Consider the following 21198-nt stretch of genomic DNA (forward strand, 5'->3'; position numbering starts at 1 on the left):
GACATGGCTGAAGCATTGCGTGTTGGAATTGCCGGCCTCGGCACCGTTGGCGCGTCGGTGGCGCGCGTGCTGCGCGACAAAGCGGTGGAACTGACCCGCCAGTGCGGCCGTGACGTGATCGTCACCGCCGTCTCGGCGCGCGACCAGAAGCGCGATCGCGGCGTCGATCTGAGCTCGGCAAAGTGGTTCGACGATCCGGTCAAGATGGCGCAGACCGCAGAAATCGACGTGTTCGTCGAACTGATCGGCGGCGACGAGGGCCCGGCGCGCTCGTCGGTGAAAGCGGCACTCGAAGCCGGCCGTCACGTCGTCACCGCCAACAAGGCGCTGCTGGCCAAGCATGGCGTGGCGCTGGCCGAGATCGCCGAGAAAAAGGGTGTTCTGCTCAACTATGAGGCGGCGGTGGCGGGCGGCATTCCCGTCATCAAGACCATGCGCGAGGCGATGGCCGGAAATTCGGTTACGCGCGTGTTCGGCATCCTCAACGGCACCTGCAACTACATCCTGACGCGCATGGAGGCCGAGGGCATCTCGTTCGATGCTTGCCTGAAGGACGCGCAGCGGCTGGGCTATGCCGAAGCCGATCCGACGTTCGACATCGAGGGCCACGACACCGCGCACAAGCTGTCGATCCTGACCAGCCTTGCCTTTGGCACCAGGATCGCCGCCAACGACATCTATATGGAAGGTATCTCCAACATCACCCAGGCCGACATCCGCGCGGCCGCCGATCTTGGCTACCGGATCAAGCTGCTGGGTGTCGCCCAGCGCACCGAGAGCGGCATCGAGCAGCGCGTGCATCCGACGATGGTGCCGACGGCATCGGTCATCGCGCAGGTGCATGGCGTCACCAATGCGGTGGCGATCGAGACCGACATTCTGGGCGAACTGCTGCTGTCAGGCCCCGGTGCCGGCGGCAACGCCACCGCCTCGGCCGTCATCGGCGACATCGCCGACATCGCCAAGAGCCGGCCAGGCTTCCAGCATGGTCCGGTCTTTGGACGGCCGGCGAAGGAGCTGAAACCCTACAAGAAGGCGCAGATGCGCAGCCATGCCGGCGGCTATTTCATCCGGTTGACCGTGCATGACCGCATCGGCGTTTTCGCGGCAATCGCCAAGCGCATGGCCGATAATGACATTTCATTGGAATCGATCGTCCAGCACGCGGTCAATGGCGAGGCGGCGGCACAGAAGACGGTGATCCTCGTCACCCACGAGACGACCGAGGCTGCTGTGCGCAAGGCCGTCGATGGCATCACCAAGGATGGCCATCTGACCGACAAGCCGCAGGTCATCCGCATCGAGCGGGCAGGGTAGCTTTCGCCCGATGGGCCCTGCGGGACAGGAATCCCGCAGGCATTGAGGTCTGGTCTGGTGGGGACAGCCGCCACGCGGGAACGAATTGGTGTCGTCGCCGTTCTCTTGGTCAGCAACCAGAGGAACCGCTTCATGGCCGATACCAACAAGTCCGACACCCCTAATATCGACGACATCCAGAAGACGCTGGAAAAGCAGATTGCCGATTTGCGCAAGGAGATCACCAAGATCAACAAGAGCATTTCGGCGCGGGGCGCGGAGATGCTCGACGACGCCGGCGAACAGGCGTCCGAGTTGTACGACACGGCCGCGAGCCGCGCTTCGCGTACGGCGCAACAGCTGCGCAGCCAGGCTCAGGCTGTTTCGGAGGTCGCGCGTGAAAATCCAGGTACGACGACAGCTTTGGTCGGCGTGATCGGCCTGCTCGGCTTTCTGACCGGCTTCGCCATTGGTCAATCGACGAACGATACCTCCCGCCGCTGGTATTGACCGCAGCGCGATAGGGCCGGGCTTCCGGCCCACTCTCTTGTTTTCAGCAAATCACTTTAAGGAGGGCACCATGGCTTCATCAGCATTGATCGGCATCCTGATCACATTCCTCGTCATCATCCTCGTTCTCTATCTGGTTCAACGCCTGCCGCTCGATGGCCGGATGAGACAGATAGTTCAGGTCATCGTCATCATCATCGGCATCATTTCACTGCTCAAATACCTCGCGGTTTTCTAGGCCGCGAACGCCGCCATTTTTACCGTTTTGAGACTGGCCCGGCGCACGGCGATCGGGCCAGTCTCGTTTCAGGATGCGGTTTAATCGATTGATATTGTTGGTTATTCGATAAAATCCTCGGTAGGTCTTGCCGTTGTCATGCTGGTTTGACAAAACAGGCCCGCCTCCGGCGGGAGGCCGCATTGCCAACGAGGAAATCACCAGATGAATGTGGCCCAGAACATCGTCGCCGGCCTTGACCGGATACTCACCATGGAACTGGTGCGCGTCACCGAACGAGCCGCCGTCGCGGCCGCCAGGCTGCGCGGGCGCGGCGACGAAAAGGCGGCCGACCAGGTCGCAGTCGACGCCATGCGCCAGGAACTCAACCGGCTTGCCATCAAGGGCACTGTGGTGATCGGCGAAGGCGAGCGCGACGAGGCGCCGATGCTCTACATCGGCGAGGAAGTCGGCTCCGGCAAAGGTCCGGCCGTCGATATCGCGCTCGATCCGCTCGAAGGCACGACGATTTGCGCCAAGAACCTGCCCAATGCACTCGCGGTCATCGCGATCGCCGAAAAGGGCAGCCTGCTGTTTGCGACCGACGTCTACATGGACAAGATCGCCATCGGTCCGGGCTATGCGGACGGCGTCATCGACATCGACGCCTCGGCGGCTGAGAACATCGCCAGCCTCGCCAGGGCGAAGGGCGTGGCGATATCGGATATCACCACCTGCATTCTCGACCGGCCACGTCATGCCAGGCTGATCGATGCCGTGCGCGCCACGGGTGCCGCGATCCGGCTGATCGGCGATGGCGATGTCGCCGGCGTCATCCACACCACGGATCCGGAAGAAACCGGCATCGACATCTATCTCGGCACTGGCGGCGCACCAGAGGGCGTGCTGGCCGCTGCCGCGCTGCGCTGCACCGGCGGCCAGATGCAAGGCAGGCTGATCCTCGACACGCCGGAAAAGGTTGCTCGCGCGGCAAAGATGGGTATTTCCAATCCGAAACGGGTCTATCGGACGGAGGACATGGCGCGCGGCGATGTGCTGTTCGCGGCCACCGGTGTCACCGACGGCAACATGCTGGCTGGCGTCAAGTTCGGCCACAATTACATCACCACCCACACGATCGTGCTGCGCTCGTCGTCGCGGACGGTGCGCGAGATCAAGGCCCGCCATCAGGGTCTGGATAAGTTCTGACGCTCGCTTGCGAAGCCACCTTGCAATTGCTAGCCATTCGGGCGCATCCGATGCTGGCTGCAAGGATTTGACGATGAAACCGTTCGACTGGCATGCGGATCCGATTTCGCGTGCCACCGCCATCACAAAGTCCTATCGCAACACCCAGAATGTGCGTCGCTTTCTCATCCGGGAATGCGGCGATGCATTCAGGTTCGACCGGCCTTTCATGGCTTGGCTCAAGGACGGTGTGGAAAAGACGATGGGCGATGCGGCCGACGAATGGCTTCGGCGCCAGGCTGAAAAGCCGAAAGCGCAGTTTTCTTGACTTATTTCGGGACCGCGCGCACCCGTGAATCGCTTGGCTTTGCCTGCCTTTGGCCTATAGAGCGTCGCGTGAACGCGACGCGCTTAAAATTGTTGCCAATGCAGGTCGTCGCCCCAAAACCGCTGCCCACTTATGGGCGACATGCATTATCGTGCGGCCAACGATGAGTTGGCAAAGCGTATGACCGGCGAAAAACGCCTCTTCCTCGATGTCAGGCAGTCAGTATCAGGGGTTTCCTGGGAACATCGGCTGACAGAACGCCAGGACATGATTGCGCTCGCCATCGCGCAAGGCCATGGCGTGCCCGACATCGTCGCGCGGGTGCTTGCCGGCCGTGGTGTTACCGCCAAACAGACCGAGCGGTTTCTCGACCCGACGATCCGCGATCTTCTGCCGGATCCGGCATCGCTGACCGACATGGACAGGGCGGCGGCCCGCATCGCCGCCGCGGTGATGGCCAAGGAAAAGGTGGCGATCTTCGGCGACTATGATGTCGACGGCGCCGCCTCGTCGGCCTTGCTGAAGCGGTTCCTCACGCATTTCTCGGTGCCGTCGGAAATCTACATTCCGGATCGTATTTTCGAGGGCTATGGGCCCAACCCGGATGCCATGCGCGAACTTGTTTCGCGTGGCGCGACACTGATCGTCACTGTCGATTGCGGCACCAACAGCGCAGTTTCCATCGATGCCGCCAACGAGGCTGGGGCCGATGTCTTGGTGCTCGACCACCACCAGGTCGGCGGTGCCTTGCCGGCGGCAATTGCCGTCGTCAATCCCAATCGCGACGACGACCTTTCCGGGCAGGGCCATCTCTGTGCCGCCGGCGTGGTCTTCCTCGCCCTTGTGCAGACGGCCAGGATCCTGCGCGGCCGCATGGCCGATGCTACGCCGCCGGACCTGCTTTCGCTGCTTGATATCGTGGCATTGGCCACAGTCTGTGACGTGGTGCCGCTGACCGGCGTCAACCGCGCCTTCGTGGTCAAGGGGCTGCAGATGGCGCGCCAGCAGAAGAATGAAGGGTTGGCGGCACTGGCACGCGTGTCGCGCATCGGCGAGCCGATCAGCACTTTCCATCTGGCCTATCTGATCGGCCCGCGCATCAATGCCGGCGGACGCATCGGCGATGCCGCACTTGGTAGCCGGCTGCTTGCGACCGACGATCCGGTCGAGGCGCGCACCATTGCCGAGACGCTCGACCGGCTCAACCAGGAACGGCAGTTGATGGAGCAGGAGATGCTCGCGGCGGCGCGCGTCGAGGCCGATGCAGAGCTCGCCGGCGGCAATGGCCCGGCTATCGTCGTCACCGCCTCCAACAGCTGGCATCCGGGTATTGTCGGCCTGCTCGCTTCGCGATTGAAGGATCATGCCCGGCGGCCCGCCTTCGCCATCGCGTTCAATGCTGTGGGCATCGGCACCGGTTCGGGCCGCTCGGTCTCGGGTTTCGACCTCGGCCGGCTGGTGCGCGAGGCGGCCGTTGCCGGTCTGATCGTCAAGGGCGGCGGCCATGGCATGGCGGCGGGCATCACCGTGGAGCGGGCAAGGCTTGGCGAACTCAGGGCGTTTTTTGAAGAACGGGCGGCAGCCGACGTGTTTCGCCTGCAGGGCGAGGAAAGCCTGGCCATAGACGGCGCACTTGCCGCTGAAGGCGCGACGCTCAGCCTGCTCGACGCGCTGGAACAGGCCGGACCCTTCGGTGCCGGGCATGTGGCCCCTGTTTTCGCGTTGCCGCGCCACCGATTGGCCGATGCGCGGCCGGTCGGCACCAACCACATCCGCGTCGAACTGCAATCGGAAAGCGGCGGCCGTATCCAGGCGATCGCCTTTCGCGCTGTCGAAACCGCACTTGGCGAATTCCTGTTCAAGAACCGGGGCAAGACGATCCACGTCGCCGGTTCGTTGTCAGGCAACTACTGGAACGGCAACCGCACCGTGCAGTTTCGCATCAGCGATGCGGCTCGTGCGTGAGGTTCTTGTGTGACCGAACCGTAGCTTGCGCGGCAATGTTCGCCTCGGGCGATCTATGATCGTATCTGCTTCCGAAACTCGCCCGGCGCCATTCCGGTCGTCTTGGAGAAAGTGCGACTGAACGAAGCCACGTCCTGATAGCCCACCCGATAGCAGATTTCCGAGACGCTTAGCTTGGTTCCCTCAAGCAGCGACCTTGCGAGTTCAAGCCGTCTTTCCTGGATCCATTTTCCCGGCGTGGTCTTGAGTTCACTAACAAATCTGCGAGACAGCGTTCGCGCAGACATGCCAAGTCCCGCCGCGAGAAAGCCCAAATCGATTTCCCGTATCTTGTTTTCCGCGAGTCCACGCAGTTTGGTCTCCAGCGGATTGGTCTCCTTCGGCAATTCTTCGAGAGGGAATTCGTAGGGGCTTTGAAATTTGCGCGAGGGCGGAAGAACCAAGAGCTTTCGAACGATCCGCTCCTCTTTCGAGAAGCCGAGATCGACCAGCAGAGCTTTGGCGAGTTCCAGTCCCGAAAATCCGCCGCCGCAAGTGTATAGGCGATCGTCGCGAACAAGCATGTGCGACGAGTCCCATTGAACTTGCGGAAATCGGCTGCTTACGTGGGACTTTAGCCACCAGGATATCGTCGCACGCTTGCCGTCCAGCAGCCCTGTATCGGCGAGCAGATAACATGCACCGCAATGTGCCGCGATGATTGCATCCTGTTGTCGTGCGAGTGCGATCAGCGGTTTTGAGTACTCACTCTCCTGGTCAAGCGAGCGCAGAAGTTCGGGAATATCGACACCTGGCATCGCGATGAGGATCAACACATCCATTTTTCGAGACGGTTGCGTCTTCGCAGGGAAAGAAATTCCGGCCGTCGAAATTGCAGGCGGCGCCCTGGAAACGAACTCGCAGGAGAGAACCTGTGAGCCGCTGACGTCATTCACGAGCTGAAACATCTCCACCAGCGTCGAGACAACCGCCGAATAGAAATCGGACGGCAGCCAGATGACCACGTGGATGCACTTGCCAGCCATGGGGCGGCTCCCGGTATCGGTTTCGTCGAGTGGCAAGTTTAGCACAATCTTTGTCAAAAATGCCAATTCCGAAACAAGCGCTGCGCCTCCAGGGTAGCCGCATGCGGGTCTCGCTGACGAAGAGCGGGCTGCGGAATCCATAGTCGGGAAAGATGCAAATGCGGAAATCACTGAATCAAACCGATGCGGGAGTGCCACGCTGGTCCGGGCTCAGGCTCGCGCTGCTGGCGTTCGCGCAGTTCATAATCGCGATCGACTACAACATCGTCTATGTCGCACTGCCGGATATTGGCCGGGAGGTCGGCTTTACGCCACAGTCGCTGCAATGGGTGGTGAGCGCTTACGCCGTGGCGTTTGGCGGCTTTCTGCTGCTCGGCGGTCGAGCGGCTGACCGGCTTGGCCCGCGGCGCATGTTCATCCTGGCGCTCGTGCTCTATGGCGTCTCGTCCTTTGCAGGAGGCTTTGCGCCCGATGCTCTTACGCTGGTGGTCGCTCGGGCCGTTCAGGGCCTGGGCGGGGCGCTTCTGTTTCCTGCAACTCTGGCGCTGATCAATACCAGCTTCGCGGAAGGTGCAGAACGCAATCGGGCGCTGGCAGTCTGGGGTGCCACGGGTAGTGGCGGCCTGGCAGCCGGTGCCATCATCGGAGGCGTCCTGACCAATGGCTGGGGTTGGCAAGCGGTCTTCTTCTTCACCGTTCCACTGGCTCTGGGCGCCGCTCTTGTCGCCGCGCCAGTTCTCCTGGCGCCCGATCCGGTAAATAGTGGCCAGAGGCGGAGTTTTGATCTGCCGGGTGCGCTGGTTGTCACGGCAGCCGCGACATTGCTGGTGTTCGGCTTGGCCAGTGGACCTGAGGTGGGCTGGAATACGGTTCGCAGCACCGGATCGCTTGCAATCGGTGTGCTGCTGCTTTGTGCCTTCATTCTCATCGAGAGACGCGTGCGCGATCCGCTCGCGCCACTGCGGCTGTTTGCCAATCGAAGCCTTGTCACGGCCATGGCGGTGAGTTTCTTTCATCACATGGCGCTGAGTTCGGGCTACTATATTCTCACGACCTACTTTCAGAACCTGCTTGGCTACAACGCGCTCGCCGCCGGTCTGGCATTCGTTCCGCTCGGCGTGCTGGCGATGGTCGGCGGCGGCAAGGGCGCGGCACTGCTGCTCACCAAGTGGGGGACTCGCGCCACGATGGTTGCCGGCATGCTCATCTATGGGATCGGGCTGGTGGCGATCGCTCTTGCTCTGTCACCAGGCGGGTCGTACTGGGCCGTGCTGCCCGGGATCCTCATCTATGGTTTCGGTGGCGGCATCGCCTTTACGACGCTGTTCGTAGCTGCCGCTTCCGGAGTGGCCGCCAACGAACAAGGAGTCGCCTCGGCGCTAGGGTCGACATCCCTACAGATCGGCGCAGCCTTGGGTCTTGCCGCCGCTCTTGTCGTGGCCAATGTCGGTTTGGGTGGAGTGGCCGCTACCACATCGGATGTCGTCGACGGATTGCGTATGGCAGGATTGTTCGCCGCCGCCGCGGTTTTCCTTGGTGCGGTTCTGGCTCTGATGCTCAAGCAGGCTCCGGGCATAGCCCAGGATGCCGCCACCTCTGCCGAAGCTGCGCACTGATCCTTGCTCAGTCACCTTGAAGCGCGTCGCGTTGAATTCAATCGACGTGCTTCAAGTGTTTTGATTCCATGCGTTGGGAAGATATGCGTCAGGCGAGAACGGTCTGCAGCCGGGTCAGTTCGCCGATCTGCGCCATCGTCGCCTGATAGCCGAGGTTGATCGCCTCGTCGGCGCGGTGGAATTCGGTCAGGCCGATATGACTGAGCTTCGGCTGCAGCGACATGTCAGGCGGGTCGCCGGCAAGCCTGGCGCGCGAAATGCGGTCCTGAATGATGTTGAAGGCCTCGACCATGACGCCGGTGATGCCGAGCCGCGTCTGATGCGACTGGCGCTCGGCGTCGATCTGACCAGGCCGCGGCGCGTCCTTTTCAACGACCAGCTCGCCGGCGCTGTGCTTGATGACGGCGGCGCGGCCGAACAGATCATAGTGAAGGTTGACCGCCACGACGAGCGGCTGCTCATAGGCGCGGCAGACCGAAACCGGTACCGGGTTGACCAGCGCGCCGTCGACCAGCACGCGGCCATTGCAATTCACCGGCTCGAACACGCCGGGCAGCGCGTAGGAGGCGCGCATGGCGGTGATCAATGAGCCGCTCGACAGCCAGATTTCGTGGCCGGTGCGGATCTCGGAGGTGACCGCGACGAACGGCTTGGCAAGGTCCTCGAAACGAATGCCGGCCATGTGCTCGCGCAGCCTTGCATCGAGCTTCATACCGCCGAACAGGCCGCTGCCGCGCAAATTGAGATCGAGCAGGCCGAAGATGCGGCGCTTGGTCAGGCTGCGGGCGAATTCTTCGAGCTCGTCCAGTTTGCCGGCGAGATAGCAGCCGCCGACCAAAGCGCCGATCGAGGTGCCGGCGATCATCGACACTTCGATGCCGGCTTCGTCGAGCGCGCGCAGCACGCCGATATGCGCCCAGCCGCGGGCGCAACCGCCACCCAAGGCGAGCGAAATGGCTGTTTTCTTCTGGGAGTTCGTTTCGGACGCGCCGCCTGACGAGGATAGGCCGTTGGCCTCCCTGACATCTGGTCTGTTACGCAATGACGCCCACTCGAGCATCATGATCTCCCTTGTCCCACGGCCACTATACGAGCGGGCCGTATCGAAATGATGAATCTGTGTGGTTGGTGTCAGGCAGAAGGTTCAAGCTGGTGGTTTCCGATACGTGTTTACCGCATCGAACAGCGGCTTGCTGCCGTCGTCGGCAAGCGTCCCCTTGCCATCGATCAGCCCCACCGTCCGATAAAAGCATGAACGCCGGCCAGTGTGACAGGTTGCGTCGTGGCCTAACACTTTGACGCGCAACCATATGGCATCCTGGTCACAATCCGTGAGCATCTCGACGACATGCTGAAAATTGCCTGATGTTTCGCCCTTTTTCCAAAGCACGTTGCGCGAGCGCGACCAGTAGTGGGCGATGCCTGTCTCCAGTGTCAGCGCCAGCGCTTGCGCGTTCATGTGCGCCACCATCAACAGCATGCCGTCCGCGGCATCGGTGACGACGACCGTGACGAGGCCAGCGGCATCGAAGCGTGGTGAAAACACCGCGCCTTCCTCCATGGCCTTCTTGTCTGACGAAGCTTTCGGGAATTCCAATGCCGACATCGCCGGTCCTTATCTAGCGAAGTCGCAGGGCCATTCAGATCCCGCCGCCACGCACCATGGTCACGAAACGAACCTGCTCTTCGGGCGTATCCTTGAAGACGCCGGTGAAGGTCGAGGTCAGCGTGGTTGAACCCTGCTTGCGGATGCCGCGCATGGCCATGCACATGTGCTCGGCCTCGATCATGACGGCGACGCCGCGCGGATTGAGCACGTCCTGGATGACGCCGGCGATCTGCGCCGTCAGCGCCTCCTGGGTCTGCAGGCGGTGGGCGAAGATATCGACGACGCGGGCGATCTTGGACAGGCCGACAACCTTGCCATCCGGCAGATAGCCGACATGCGCCTTGCCGATGATCGGCACCATGTGGTGCTCGCAATGCGAATGGAATGTTATGTCCTTGACGATGACCAGGTCGTCGTAGCCGGCGACCTCCTCGAAGGTGCGGCCGAGCTCGTCGGCCGGGCACATGTCGTAACCACCGAACATTTCGCGAAAGGCCTTTGCCACCCGCTTCGGCGTGTCGACCAAGCCTTCGCGGTCCGGATTGTCGCCGGTCCAGCGCAAAAGCGTGCGCACGGCGGCTTCGACTTCGGCTTCGCTTGGCCGGTCGGTGACCGGCTTTTCCATATAGGCTGACTGTGGCATGAGCTTCTTGATGACGGCATCCATAAAGGCGTCTCCCGTAGTCCCTCTCGGCGGAGGAACGAGTTGAACGGACCACGACCTTTCGGTGTCGGAAACTCGCCCCGTTTCCAGCCCCGTAAGTGGCGTGAACTTCCCGGCAAGGACATTGGCTTTCGTCGTTCTTGTCGATACCGGACTGCCAGCATTATATAAGGTCATAGCGAGCGAAAGGAAGACACGACAGCGGCAATCGCTGTTCGCTTGGCGGCGACGGATTGGAAAATAATGATAAACGAGGTCTACAACGCGAAAATTCTCGGTTTTGCCGGGAACATTGGCCGCATCGGCCGTCTCGATCATCCTGACGCGACCGCCAAGGCTCACTCCAAGCTATGCGGTTCCACGGTCACCGTCGACCTCAAGATGCAGGACGGCCTGGTCACGGACTTTGCCCATGACGTGAAAGCCTGTGCGCTCGGCCAGGCGTCGTCATCGATCATGGCGCTGCATGTCGTCGGCGCGAGTGCTGAGGAATTGCGCGCGGTGCGCGACACCATGCTGAAGATGCTCAAGGAAAATGGCGCCCCGCCGGACGGTCGCTTCGCGGATCTCAGATATCTGGAGCCGGTGCGCGACTACAAGGCGCGGCACGCTTCGACCATGCTGACTTTCGATGCCGTGGTCGACGCCATCGGCCAGATCGAGAAGAAGCGCGCCGAAGAAGCGGCCTGACCTTGGCGTTTGGCTACCAAAGCCTGGTGTTTGCCGGGAGCCTTGCTGGCTCACTCGCGTTGAGCGGGACCCCGAGCCGGGCAGACGTAGCGGTCGAGCACTATCGGCGACTATCTCATGAAGGCAATCCAGCATTGTTGGAACATGCCTGCAAACACCCACAGCATTGCACGCGTCCAGATCAGTCTGAACAAGGACGGGTCACTCGCAGGCCCGCCAAAAATCCTCGGTCCTGTGACGACGCCGCCGGACAAGGTTGCCGAGTCCGCTGTCCGGGCCATCGCACGCTGCGCGCCATTTCCCAGGCTGACATCATATGCTGCCCACTACGATATGTGGCGCGATGTCATCCTCACATTCAACCCGGGAGAAGACTCACCGGGCGAGCTTCCGGCCGCGGATGCGCTCGACAAACTCTTCGAAAAATACAGCAAAAAGGCAAAGTAGCGGGAGCCCGGCCGGAAGGGTTCAAGCCCGCGCTTCCAGCACCCGCCTGCTTTCGACGAATTCGCTTCTGAGCCAGTCGGCGAACGCGGCGGCCGGTTCCGAGAGGTCGCGCAAGTTTCTGGCCACCAGCCAATAGGCGCCGGATGCGACGTCGATGTCGAACGGCTTGACCAGCGCGCCGGATGCGATTTCCCCGCCGATCTGCAAGAGATCGCCCAAGGCCACGCCATGTCCGAGCAAGGCGGCCTGTTTTGAAAGCGACGCATCCGCCAGCATCGGCCCGCGCGCCGGTATGGCGTCGGCGGGCACGCCGGCCGCTTCGAACCAGCGCGCCCAGCCTTGACGGTTTTCCTCGTGCAGAAGCGTGTAGCGGGCAAGATCGATCGGCTTATCGAGGGCTGGGCCAGAAGCAAGCAGCGCCGGCGACAGAACCGGTGAATCGACAGTCGAGGCAAGCCGCTCCGCTTCGCTGCGCGGCCACGCGGTGACATGTGTGCTGAAGCGTAAGGCAAGCTCCGGCTGATCGCTGCGGAACTCGATCAGCCTTGGGTCGACCTCGAGCGAGATGTCGATGTCAGGCCGCAATTGGCGGAACCGGTTGAGTCGCGGCACCAGCCACACGGATGCAAGCGACGGCTCGACACTGACGCGGACCACGGACTGCGCCGGTGTCGCCACCAGTTCTCCAAGCAAGGTGTCGATGGCGTCGAAACTTCTGACAAGCTGCTCCAGCAGACGTCGGCCGGTGTCGGTCAGCTCGACCCGGCGATGGTGACGTTCGAACAAGGGTTGATGCAGGAAGATTTCGAGTTCCCGGATCTGCCGGCTGATCGCCGCCTGCGAGACGAAAAGCTCCTCGGCGGCCCGGCTGAAGCTCAGATGCCGGCCCGCCGCCTCGAAGCTCCTCAATGCCGTCAGCGGCAGGCGCCCACGCTTCATTCGCATAACCCAGGATTATCCGAAGTGGAAATTATACTCGTTTGAAGGCGAAGGCCAGCGGCCGTCTAATCGCATCAAAGGAGACTGACCATGATCCAGTTGCTGAGCATCTTTGGCGATGTCATGCGGATCGCAACGTTTCAATGGCGTGACAGAAGACAGCATGAAAAGCGTTACGAAGAGCCGACCAGTCGTGCCCGGTGGGCGTCTTCGCCTGACAGGCAGCCGTTTCGCCGTTCCGCCCGTGACGACTGAGTGCGCACAAGGAGTGGGGATTGCGTTCTCCAGTGGAAGCTCACATCTATCGCCTGGGAAACGCGATACGGAGACTGTGATGCGCGACCAGCATGGGCATGCGCATATCGCCAGGCCGCCGAAACGCGGCCGCAACTGGCCCGGTCCATGGCGCAAGACGCCGGGCCGTCTCCTCGGCACGTCGCTCGTGCGCCTCTATCAGCTGACGCTGTCGGGCTTTGTCGGCAATACCTGCCGGCATCTGCCGACCTGTTCGGAATATGCCCATGAGGCGATCGCCCGCCATGGCCTGTGGGCCGGCGGCTGGATGGGATTGTTCCGTGTGCTGCGCTGCGGGCCATTCGGCACGCATGGCATCGACCGCGTGCCGGAGGTGCTGGAGGATCGTTATGTCTGGTTCACGCCATGGCGGTACTGGCGGATCGGCAGCAAGCGCGGCGAAGCGCAGGGATGATCGCGTCGGTCAGGTACCGGCGGCTCTGCCCGTTTACGATCCGGTAGGGTTAACAACAGCCTGCACAAAGACTGCGCATTTGAGACAAAATCGAGACAAGAGACCTCGCTAAGCCGCTCGCGAACCCCCCTCTTGAGCGAGCAGACAAATGCGCAATTTCGACCGTCTTCCCTTCATCTTTGCCGGGATACTGTTCCTGCTCGCCTGGCTGCTGGGATTTCCGTTGCGCGCGCAATCGGCGCCGTTGGGGGACGTGCAGTGCACGGTGATCGCCGATGCGGCGAGCGGCAAGACGCTTTACCAGGACGGGGTGTGCGACCAGCGGTTCAGCCCGGCGTCGACGTTCAAGGTGCCGTTGTCGCTGATCGGCTATGACAGCGGGATCCTGAGCGACGAGCACACGCCGAGCTGGGATTACAAGCCTGAATTCAACGCGGTGAAGCGGGATCAGAAGACCGTCGATCCGGTGGTCTGGGAGCGAGATTCGATCCTGTGGTTTTCCCGGGAAATCACCCGCCGGCTTGGGTCTGAGAGTTTTGCCGGTTATGCCTCGAAATTCGACTACGGCAATGCCGATGTTTCCGGCAATCCCGGCAAGAATGATGGTTTGACCAAGTCCTGGGTGAATTCCTCGCTCAAGATCACGCCGGTCGAGCAGGTCGAATTCCTGCGCAAGCTGCTGGCCCGCAAGCTGCCTGTCTCGGCCAAGGCCTACGACATGACATCAGCCATCATCCCGACCTTCCAGGCCGGGGGTTGGACGGTGCAAGGCAAGACCGGCAGCACCAGGCTGCGCAACGACGCCGACAAGGTTCAGGACAAGCGCTCGCTCGGCTGGTTCGTCGGCTGGGCGAACAAGGATGGCCGCCAGATCGTCTTTGCGCGGCTTGTCGTCGACACCAACCGCACCGACATGCCAAAGGGCCTCAAGACCCGGGCTGCGTTCCTCAAGGATTTGCCGCTCCTCATCAAATGAACGCTGACATTTGAGCCGGGCTTTACGGCGGCGGAATCTGTCCATAAAAGACAGCCGCTGCCGGACGCATCCGGCTTTTCCCTATGCATGTCGTAACTCCAAAACCGCCATACACTTTTGGGCGACATGCATTTCAACCACCCGCGCTCGTTTGCGGGACTGGATAGGAGATATACATGCTGAATTCCGTTTCTCTGACATTTCCCGATGGCTCCGTCCGCGAATATGACGCGGCGATGACCGGTGCCGGCCTCGCCGAATCGATCTCGAAATCGCTGGCCAAGAAGGCGGTCGCCTATGCGATCGACGGCACGGTTCGCGATCTCAGCGATCCGCTCGGCAAGTCCGGCAAGGTCGAGATCGTCACCCGCGACGACGCGCGCGCGCTGGAGCTGATCCGCCACGACGCGGCCCATGTGCTGGCGGAAGCCGTGCAGGAGATATGGCCGGGAACGCAGGTGACCATCGGGCCGGTGATCGAGAACGGCTTCTACTACGATTTCGCCCGTAACGAGCCGTTCACGCCTGACGATTTTCCGGTGATCGAGAAGAAGATGCGCGAGATCATCGCGCGCAACAAGCCGTTCACCAAGCAAGTCTGGTCGCGCGACAAGGCGAAAAAAGTGTTTGCCGACAAGGGCGAGCGCTACAAGCTGGAGCTGATCGATGCCATTCCCGAGGATCAGGATCTCAAGATCTACGCGCAGGGCGACTGGTTCGACCTCTGCCGTGGCCCGCACATGGCCTCGACCGGGCAGATCGGCAATGCCTTCAAACTGATGAAGGTGGCCGGCGCCTATTGGCGCGGTGATTCGAACAACCCGATGCTGACCCGCATCTACGGCACGGCCTGGGCTGATCAGGCGCAGCTCGAAGCCTACCAGATGATGCTGGAGGAGGCCGAGAAGCGCGACCATAGGAAGATCGGCCGCGAGATGGACCTGTTCCATTTCCAGGAAGAGGGACCGGGCGTCGTCTTCTGGCATGCCAAGGGCTGGAAGATGTTCCAGAACCTGGTCAACTACATGCGCCGCCGCCTCGACGAGCAGGGCTATCAGGAGGTCAACGCGCCGCAGGTGCTCGACAAGAGCCTGTGGGAGACGTCAGGCCATTGGGGCTGGTATCGCGACGCCATGTTCAAGGTGACGGTCGCCGGCGACGACACCGATGACGACCGGGTCTTCGCGTTGAAGCCGATGAACTGTCCGGGCCATGTGCAGATTTTCAAGCATGGGTTGAAGTCTTATCGCGATCTGCCTGTCAAACTTGCGGAATTCGGCAATGTGCATCGCTACGAGCCGTCGGGCGCGCTGCACGGGCTGATGCGTGTGCGCGGCTTCACGCAAGATGATGCGCACATCTTCTGCACCGAGGAGCAGCTGGCTGCGGAGTGCCTGCGCATCAACGACCTGATCCTGTCGACCTATGCTGATTTCGGTTTTGACGAAATCAGCGTCAAGCTTTCGACGCGGCCCGACAAACGCGTCGGCACCGACGAAGCCTGGGATCATGCCGAGGCGATCATGGGGAGCGTGCTGGAGACGATCAGGACACGGTCCGGCAATCGCATCAAAACCTCCATCAATCCGGGCGAGGGCGCCTTCTACGGACCGAAATTCGAATACGTGCTCAAGGATGCCATTGGCCGCGAATGGCAGTGCGGCACGACGCAGGTCGACTTCAACCTGCCGGAACGGTTCGGCGCCTTCTATATCGGCTCCGATTCCGAGAAGAAGCAGCCTGTGATGGTGCACCGCGCCATCTGCGGCTCGATGGAGCGCTTCCTCGGCATCCTGATCGAGAACTATTCCGGCCATTTCCCGCTGTGGTTCGCGCCGCTGCAGGTGGTGGTGGCGACGATCACGTCGGATGCCGATGGCTATGCGACCGAGGTGGTGGCAAAGCTGAAGGCCGCCGGGCTTTTGGCGGAAGCGGATCTGCGTAACGAGAAGATCAACTACAAGGTCCGCGAGCACTCGCTGGCCAAGGTTCCGGTCATCCTCGTCTGCGGCAAGCGCGAGGCCGAAGAGCAGACCGTCAACATGCGCCGGTTGGGCTCGCGCGACCAGGAATCGCTTGGCCTTGACCAGGCGATCGCGCAATTGGCCGAAGAAGCTGTTACACCCGACCGCCGGCGCAAACGCGCGGCTTGATTGGCATAGTTTCGACTAATGGCGGTGGAGCGATCCACCGCCATTTTCATATCCCTGTCACGCCGACCTTGTAACCAGCCCCTATGCTCAAGTTGAAATTGCGCGAACGACCCTTTCCCGAGCTTTCCTATGCCAATCCGCGCCAGCCGGCGCTGACACGCTGGTTCATTCATTCGGTCGAAGGCCTGTCAGGCCGCGACCGCTACACAGCACTTTATGATTTCTGGCGCAGCCAGGTCGTGCCGACCGGCGAACGCGTGTTCAGCCGTATGCTCGAACTGATCGACGTCCGCGTGCGGACATCGGATCAATGGCCGCCGGCGCAATTGCCGGATACGCCGCTGGTGATCGTCGCCAATCATCCGTTCGGCATTGGTGACGGCATTGCCGTGCTGTCATTGGTCGAGCAGCTCGGACGCCCGTTCCGGGTGATGATCCACAAGGATCTGCTCAAGATCCGCGAAATGGAGTCTTACTCGCTGCCAATCGACTTTTCCGAGACCAAGGACGCGCTGAAGAACAACATGGCCGTGCGCCATGAGGCGGTGCGGCTGTTGAAGGAAGGCGTCACCATCGTGGTGTTTCCGGCCGGCGGTGTCGCCACCGCGCCGAAGGGCTTTGGCCGGGCACGCGACTTGCCGTGGAAGATGTTTCCAGCCCGTCTCGTCCAGGACGCCAGGGCGTCGGTCATCCCGATGCATTTTTCCGGACAGAACGGCAGGCTGTTCCATCTCGTCAGCGGCCCGATGAACATGGCCGAGCGCGACAGTCGCCTGGCGAAATTCGTCGGCAGGGCCTCTCTGACATTGCGCACGTCGCTGCTCATTCACGAATTCGCGCGGCTGTCCGGCAAGGCGATCGAGGTGCGCGTCGGGGATGTGCTGAGCTGGAGCGAGCTGGAGCCGTTGCGCGACCGCAAGGCATTGCTCGACCGCCTCTATCGAGGCGTGTTCGACCTGGCGCCAGCTTTGCCACGCCGCCGGATCCCGTTCCTGCCGGCGCGGACCAAGATGGCGGCTTGAGGCAGCCAAACGTCCAGCTCAAAAGGGGGCCGGTCTCGGCCGTCCATTGCAGAAATAGTATGACACTGTAACGTCGCGTGCTATAGAAAGGCAAGGAAGGACTTGCCATGAGAACCAGCAAACCGATCACCGTGACCCTTGGCCGCCAGCAGAGCGGCCTCGACGCACGTCTGGCGTCGGGCGCCTACGACTCCGCCAGCGAGGTCATGCGCGCCGCGCTGCGTGCCCTCGACCGTGAGGAGCAGACCATCGCCGCGATCATGCGCGCCAAGGTCCAGGAAGCTCTTGACGACCCGCGTCCAGACATCCCGGCAGAAGAGGTCTTCAAAGAGCTGCGCGCCCATCATGCGGACCGCATGAAGACCTCCAAGCGTGACACATAAGGTCGTCTTCAGGCCGGCGGCTCAAGCCGACCTCTTCGCCATCTACAACTACATCGAAAACGACAGCGGGAATCGGCGTGCCGGCGACTATGTCGACCGCATAGAGGCCGCGTGCATGGCGCTGTCCACCTTCCCGGAACGCGGGACCGTGCGCGACACCGTTGGCCCCGGCGTCCGCATCGTCGGTTTTGAACGCCGCGTGTCGATCGTTTTCCGGGTCGACGGTGGCACCGTGGTCATCCTGCGCGTGCTCTACGGCGGACAGGATTATCCGGCCGGTTCAGAGGATGACGCAGACACCTGATTCCCCGGTAGGAAGTGCGAACTACAATCTAGTCCGCGCCTTCTTCGGGATCCATCGCCGCGGCCTCGGTGGCCAGAACCTCGATCTCCTGGTTCTGCCCGGCCACGACCGTAAAATCCTTCTGATAGATGCGGTCGCGGTTCTTGGCGATGATGGTGTAGTCGCCCTCGGCCAGCACCATCGAGGCGAAGGCGCCGACGGTTTCCTTGATCGGATCGCCCGATTCATTGAGCAGCGACCAGGACGTATCGGCGATCGCCTCGCCACCGGTTTCGCGCACCAGCTTCATGGTGATCTCGGCGGCGTGGTGCTCGACGGTGGCTTCGGTCAGCTTGCCGGCCTCGACACGGATGTCGGAGCGGATGACCGCGTTGACCGCGCCATAGGTCGAGACGACATGGTAGATGCCGGCGTTGAGCCGCACGACGCTGTTGGGCTCGACATCGGGAATGATCAGCGCGCGGTCGCCATTGGCCTCGGCGGTGCCTTCGTAGATCGAAAATCGCAGCTTCTTTGGTGGAATGCGCACGCCGCCGGACAGCACTGCGTCGAGCTTGAGGCCGCCGGCGTCGAGCACGAGACTTTCGCGCTTGGCGTCCTTGCCGACAGTGATGCGCTTGGTGGCGCCGGCCCGGCCGTAGGAGGCGTGAACCAGATAGCTGCCGGGTTCGAGCTGGAAGACGGCGGTGCCGCCATGGGAGGAGGCAACCATCGGCAATTTGCCGTTGACGGCTTCGGGCTTGAAAACCCGCCAGACGATGCCGCGCGTGATGTCGGAACCCTTGTCGGTCAGTTGGGCGGACAATGTGATGGCGCCGCCGCCGCTCAGCGCCAGCGACGTCTCGCCTTTCGGCGTCGCGTAGCTCGAAATTCCCGGAAGCTTCAGGTCGGTGACACCGTCGACGTTCTGCGCCACGGCAAGCGAAACCGGCGCCATGAATATCAGCGCGCCGAGCCAGACCAGGAAAAGACGGACAGTCCCCTCAAACATGCCTTGCGTTGAAGCCCATGGCGGTGGCAATTTCAAGGCTTAAGAGTTGAAACGACTCTTCCCTCCGGCGTATCCCGCGCCAATGCCCGAGCCGCCCGAATCCCCGATGGTGCGCTTCAGCTCAAAACAGAATGTCCAGGAGACTTGCGCCCATGGCGTCGCCGATCATCGACTTCCTGCTCACCCGAAACTCCGCACCGATCCCCGATTTGAAGGAGCCGGCGCCGAGCGATGCGGAGATCGCCACGATGATCGCCGCTGCCTCCCGGGTGCCCGACCATGGCCGGTTGGAGCCCTGGCGCTTCATCCTCTACCGTGGCGACGCCCGCGTCGAGATCGGCAGGCAACTGGCAGCGCTTGCAGAGCAGCGGGAAGGTCCCTTGTCCGAAGGCCGCCGCAACCAGGAACTGGCGCGATTCTCGCGCGCGCCACTGGTGATCGGCGTTGTGTCGATTCCCAGGGAGAATCCAAAAATCCCGCAATGGGAAATGTTCCTGTCGGGCGGCATGGCGGCGATGAACCTGATGATAGCAGCGAATGCGCTGGGCTATGGCACCAACATGATCAGCAACTGGTATTCGGATGTGCCGGAGGGCAGGGCGCTGCTGGGGCTGGCGCCGCAGGAGCGGGTCATCGGCTTCATCCATATCGGCTCCTATGCCGGCCCGGCACCGGAGCGGCCCCGGCCCGATCCGGCAAAGCTGTACAGTGACTATTCGGGGCCGTGGGCGGGCTGAATGTTCTACGAACCCTCAAAGGGCCACGGCCTGCCGCATGACCCTTCGAAGGCGATCGTGGCGCCGCGTCCGATCGGCTGGATTTCGACACTGAACAGGGCAGGCGAGGTCAATCTCGCGCCATACTCCTTCTTCAATGCCGTTTCTACGCGGCCTTTCATCGTCTGGTTCTCCTCCGAAGGCGAGAAGGACAGCGCCTCCTTCGCCCAGGAAACCGGCGAGTTCGTCGCCAATCTCGTCGGCCGCGATCTCGCGGAGAAGATGAACCGCACATCGGTCAACGCACCGCGCGGCGTCAACGAGTTCGTCTATGCCGATCTTGCCATGGCGCCGTCTCGGCTGGTGGCGCCGCCGCGCGTGGCGGCAGCGCCGGCCGCGCTCGAATGCCGGGTGACGGAAGTCTTTCGGCCAAAGGCGCTGGACGGATCGCCGACACGCGCTGTGATTGTTGCCGGTGAAGTGGTCGGCGTGCACATCGACGACGCCTTCCTGACAGACGGCCTGTTCGACATCACCAAGGCCGGCAATGTCGCCCGTCTCGGCTATATGGATTATGCCAGCGTCGACGAGGTGTTTTCGATGCGCCGGCCGCGCTGGGACAAGGACTAGGTATCAGGCTTGGCCAGCGCCTTGCCGGCACTCTTTCGCCGCCTGGCCGTCATGACGGTGCGCACATAGCCGGGCTCGCCGATCCGGATGCTTCCATCGGGCAGGCCCAGTATGCGGTCGAGAGCGATCTCGTAGAGCCTGACGCGTTTCTCCAGGGCCTCGATCGCGATCTCCATGTCGGCGTCGCTGCCGCCGGCAATTGCCTTGGCAACGACGTCATGCGTGGCCATGCCGAACTGCATGACGATGTCGGCAACACCTTCCGGATCGAAGGTCCTGAAAGTGCCGTCTTCGATCCCTTGCCTGATGATCTTGACCAGCAGAGGTGAAAACGACGCGCTGGCGGCCAGATTGATACGGTGGAAAAGCACCAGATTCTCAGGCCGAAACATCGTCTCGAAAAGAGTCCAAGCTTCGGGCGCGGTCTCGATCTTTGCCCGCCGCGACTGGCTGAGCAGGCCATTCAGGCGGCCAAGCGGGTCTAGGTCCGGATCGTCGATTATGTCTTGCACCCCAGCCAGTGCCTGTCTTGCAAAGCGATCGGCCAATGCTTCCAGAAGAGCCTCCTTGGAGGGGAAGTAGTGATAGAAGGCGCCCTTCGAGACGCCGGCGGACGCAATCACGTCGTTGAGGCTCGCTTTGTCATAGCCCTGCGTCAGGAAAAGGGTCTGGGCATGGTCCAGAAGCTCTTCTCGCCTGAACTCTGGATGCTTGATGACACGGGGCATGATGAACCTTCTGCACAGTTCGCTTGAATTACAGACCGCTGGTCGGTATGGTAGACCGATGGTCTGAAATTGCCAGTGCAAGTGAGCGGATA

25 protein-coding genes are annotated in these 21198 nt (G+C 62.0%); 18 read left to right on the forward strand and 7 right to left on the reverse strand.

The genetic code is table 11. The features are described from left to right. Positions 1–3 precede the first annotated feature (3 nt). The 6 genes from AC0L2U_RS23400 to recJ all read left to right on the forward strand — a co-directional run bounded on the left by AC0L2U_RS23400 (position 4) and on the right by recJ (position 5504). The gene (locus AC0L2U_RS23400; protein WP_127301770.1) at positions 4–1317 is read left to right on the forward strand and encodes a homoserine dehydrogenase; all 1314 of its coding nucleotides are present in this window, start codon (positions 4–6) and stop codon (positions 1315–1317) included. A 132-nt stretch (positions 1318–1449) separates the two neighbouring features. Continuing rightward, entirely contained in the window at positions 1450–1806 is a 357-nt protein-coding gene (locus AC0L2U_RS23405; protein WP_292679901.1) for an ElaB/YgaM/YqjD family protein, read from the forward strand. A gap of 70 nt (positions 1807–1876) precedes the next feature. Continuing rightward, positions 1877–2044 (forward strand): Thivi_2564 family membrane protein, encoded by a 168-nt coding sequence (locus AC0L2U_RS23410; protein ID WP_013531988.1) that lies wholly within the window; start codon positions 1877–1879, stop codon positions 2042–2044. Between the two features lie 204 nt (positions 2045–2248). Further along, positions 2249–3232, forward strand: a complete 984-nt coding sequence (gene glpX / locus AC0L2U_RS23415) for a class II fructose-bisphosphatase (protein ID WP_473602725.1) — start codon at positions 2249–2251, stop codon at positions 3230–3232. Between the two features lie 73 nt (positions 3233–3305). Beyond that, positions 3306–3539 (forward strand): DUF6434 domain-containing protein, encoded by a 234-nt coding sequence (locus AC0L2U_RS23420; protein ID WP_127810572.1) that lies wholly within the window; start codon positions 3306–3308, stop codon positions 3537–3539. Between the two features lie 180 nt (positions 3540–3719). Continuing rightward, complete coding sequence (gene recJ, locus AC0L2U_RS23425; RefSeq protein WP_128289485.1) at positions 3720–5504, forward strand: single-stranded-DNA-specific exonuclease RecJ; 1785 nt, start codon at positions 3720–3722, stop codon at positions 5502–5504. A gap of 53 nt (positions 5505–5557) precedes the next feature. Here recJ and AC0L2U_RS23430 read toward each other — a convergent pair whose 3' ends face one another. Continuing rightward, a complete protein-coding gene (locus AC0L2U_RS23430) occupies positions 5558–6529 on the reverse strand; it encodes a GlxA family transcriptional regulator (protein WP_164873856.1) in 972 nt (323 codons plus the stop codon). 158 nt (positions 6530–6687) lie between these two features. On the opposite strand from AC0L2U_RS23430, the gene AC0L2U_RS23435 reads away from it, so the two are divergent. Then, the gene (locus tag AC0L2U_RS23435) at positions 6688–8145 is read left to right on the forward strand and encodes an MFS transporter (RefSeq protein WP_128289484.1); all 1458 of its coding nucleotides are present in this window, start codon (positions 6688–6690) and stop codon (positions 8143–8145) included. An 88-nt stretch (positions 8146–8233) separates the two neighbouring features. Here the strand turns inward: AC0L2U_RS23435 and AC0L2U_RS23440 are convergent, their stop codons facing one another. From AC0L2U_RS23440 to folE, 3 genes are all read right to left on the reverse strand, one after another. After that, the gene (locus tag AC0L2U_RS23440) at positions 8234–9205 is read right to left on the reverse strand and encodes a patatin family protein (protein ID WP_127267650.1); all 972 of its coding nucleotides are present in this window, start codon (positions 9203–9205) and stop codon (positions 8234–8236) included. 84 nt (positions 9206–9289) lie between these two features. Beyond that, positions 9290–9751, reverse strand: a complete 462-nt coding sequence (gene hisI, locus AC0L2U_RS23445; protein ID WP_127321550.1) for a phosphoribosyl-AMP cyclohydrolase — start codon at positions 9749–9751, stop codon at positions 9290–9292. 34 nt (positions 9752–9785) lie between these two features. Beyond that, entirely contained in the window at positions 9786–10421 is a 636-nt protein-coding gene (gene folE / locus AC0L2U_RS23450; RefSeq protein WP_127379830.1) for a GTP cyclohydrolase I FolE, read from the reverse strand. Positions 10422–10661: 240 nt separating this feature from the next. Here folE and AC0L2U_RS23455 point away from each other — a divergent pair, with 240 nt between their 5' ends. Together AC0L2U_RS23455 and AC0L2U_RS23460 are read left to right on the forward strand one after the other, a co-directional pair. Next, positions 10662–11108, forward strand: coding sequence for an iron-sulfur cluster assembly scaffold protein (locus AC0L2U_RS23455; RefSeq protein WP_128289483.1), 447 nt, complete (start codon positions 10662–10664; stop codon positions 11106–11108). A gap of 117 nt (positions 11109–11225) precedes the next feature. After that, the gene (locus tag AC0L2U_RS23460) at positions 11226–11555 is read left to right on the forward strand and encodes a cell envelope integrity TolA family protein (RefSeq protein ID WP_128289482.1); all 330 of its coding nucleotides are present in this window, start codon (positions 11226–11228) and stop codon (positions 11553–11555) included. Positions 11556–11576: 21 nt separating this feature from the next. On the opposite strand, the gene AC0L2U_RS23465 is transcribed toward AC0L2U_RS23460, so the two are convergent. After that, on the reverse strand, positions 11577–12494 hold the full coding sequence (locus AC0L2U_RS23465) for a LysR substrate-binding domain-containing protein (RefSeq protein ID WP_473602726.1): 918 nt from the start codon (positions 12492–12494) through the stop codon (positions 11577–11579). Positions 12495–12584: 90 nt separating this feature from the next. Between AC0L2U_RS23465 and AC0L2U_RS23470 the strand changes: the two genes are divergently transcribed. From AC0L2U_RS23470 to AC0L2U_RS23500, 7 genes are all read left to right on the forward strand, one after another. Continuing rightward, positions 12585–12749, forward strand: a complete 165-nt coding sequence (locus AC0L2U_RS23470; RefSeq protein WP_127295902.1) for a hypothetical protein — start codon at positions 12585–12587, stop codon at positions 12747–12749. Between the two features lie 79 nt (positions 12750–12828). Further along, complete coding sequence (gene yidD / locus AC0L2U_RS23475) at positions 12829–13203, forward strand: membrane protein insertion efficiency factor YidD (protein WP_127267644.1); 375 nt, start codon at positions 12829–12831, stop codon at positions 13201–13203. A 148-nt stretch (positions 13204–13351) separates the two neighbouring features. After that, positions 13352–14179 (forward strand): class D beta-lactamase, encoded by an 828-nt coding sequence (gene blaOXA / locus AC0L2U_RS23480; protein ID WP_128289480.1) that lies wholly within the window; start codon positions 13352–13354, stop codon positions 14177–14179. A 176-nt stretch (positions 14180–14355) separates the two neighbouring features. Continuing rightward, entirely contained in the window at positions 14356–16332 is a 1977-nt protein-coding gene (thrS, locus tag AC0L2U_RS23485; RefSeq protein ID WP_128289479.1) for a threonine--tRNA ligase, read from the forward strand. An 83-nt stretch (positions 16333–16415) separates the two neighbouring features. Further along, positions 16416–17354, forward strand: coding sequence for a lysophospholipid acyltransferase family protein (locus AC0L2U_RS23490; protein WP_127396401.1), 939 nt, complete (start codon positions 16416–16418; stop codon positions 17352–17354). A 107-nt stretch (positions 17355–17461) separates the two neighbouring features. Further along, entirely contained in the window at positions 17462–17737 is a 276-nt protein-coding gene (locus tag AC0L2U_RS23495; protein WP_128289478.1) for a type II toxin-antitoxin system ParD family antitoxin, read from the forward strand. Further along, the gene (locus AC0L2U_RS23500) at positions 17727–18041 is read left to right on the forward strand and encodes a type II toxin-antitoxin system RelE/ParE family toxin (RefSeq protein ID WP_127396403.1); all 315 of its coding nucleotides are present in this window, start codon (positions 17727–17729) and stop codon (positions 18039–18041) included. Before AC0L2U_RS23495 ends, AC0L2U_RS23500 begins: the two co-directional genes overlap by 11 nt. A gap of 28 nt (positions 18042–18069) precedes the next feature. Here AC0L2U_RS23500 and AC0L2U_RS23505 read toward each other — a convergent pair whose 3' ends face one another. Continuing rightward, positions 18070–19032: a hypothetical protein gene (locus AC0L2U_RS23505; protein WP_127270173.1), complete on the reverse strand. Its 963-nt coding sequence runs from the start codon at positions 19030–19032 to the stop codon at positions 18070–18072. A 152-nt stretch (positions 19033–19184) separates the two neighbouring features. Here AC0L2U_RS23505 and AC0L2U_RS23510 point away from each other — a divergent pair, with 152 nt between their 5' ends. Then, positions 19185–19769 carry a nitroreductase family protein gene (locus AC0L2U_RS23510; protein ID WP_128289477.1) on the forward strand — a complete coding sequence of 195 codons (585 nt, stop codon included), beginning with the start codon at positions 19185–19187 and terminating at the stop codon, positions 19767–19769. Next, positions 19770–20378: a flavin reductase family protein gene (locus tag AC0L2U_RS23515; RefSeq protein ID WP_127810565.1), complete on the forward strand. Its 609-nt coding sequence runs from the start codon at positions 19770–19772 to the stop codon at positions 20376–20378. Here the strand turns inward: AC0L2U_RS23515 and AC0L2U_RS23520 are convergent. Further along, a complete protein-coding gene (locus AC0L2U_RS23520) occupies positions 20375–21106 on the reverse strand; it encodes a TetR/AcrR family transcriptional regulator (protein ID WP_128289476.1) in 732 nt (243 codons plus the stop codon). The genes AC0L2U_RS23515 and AC0L2U_RS23520 overlap by 4 nt on opposite strands. Positions 21107–21198 lie beyond the last annotated feature (92 nt).

The organism is Mesorhizobium sp. WSM4808 (assembly GCF_055811675.1).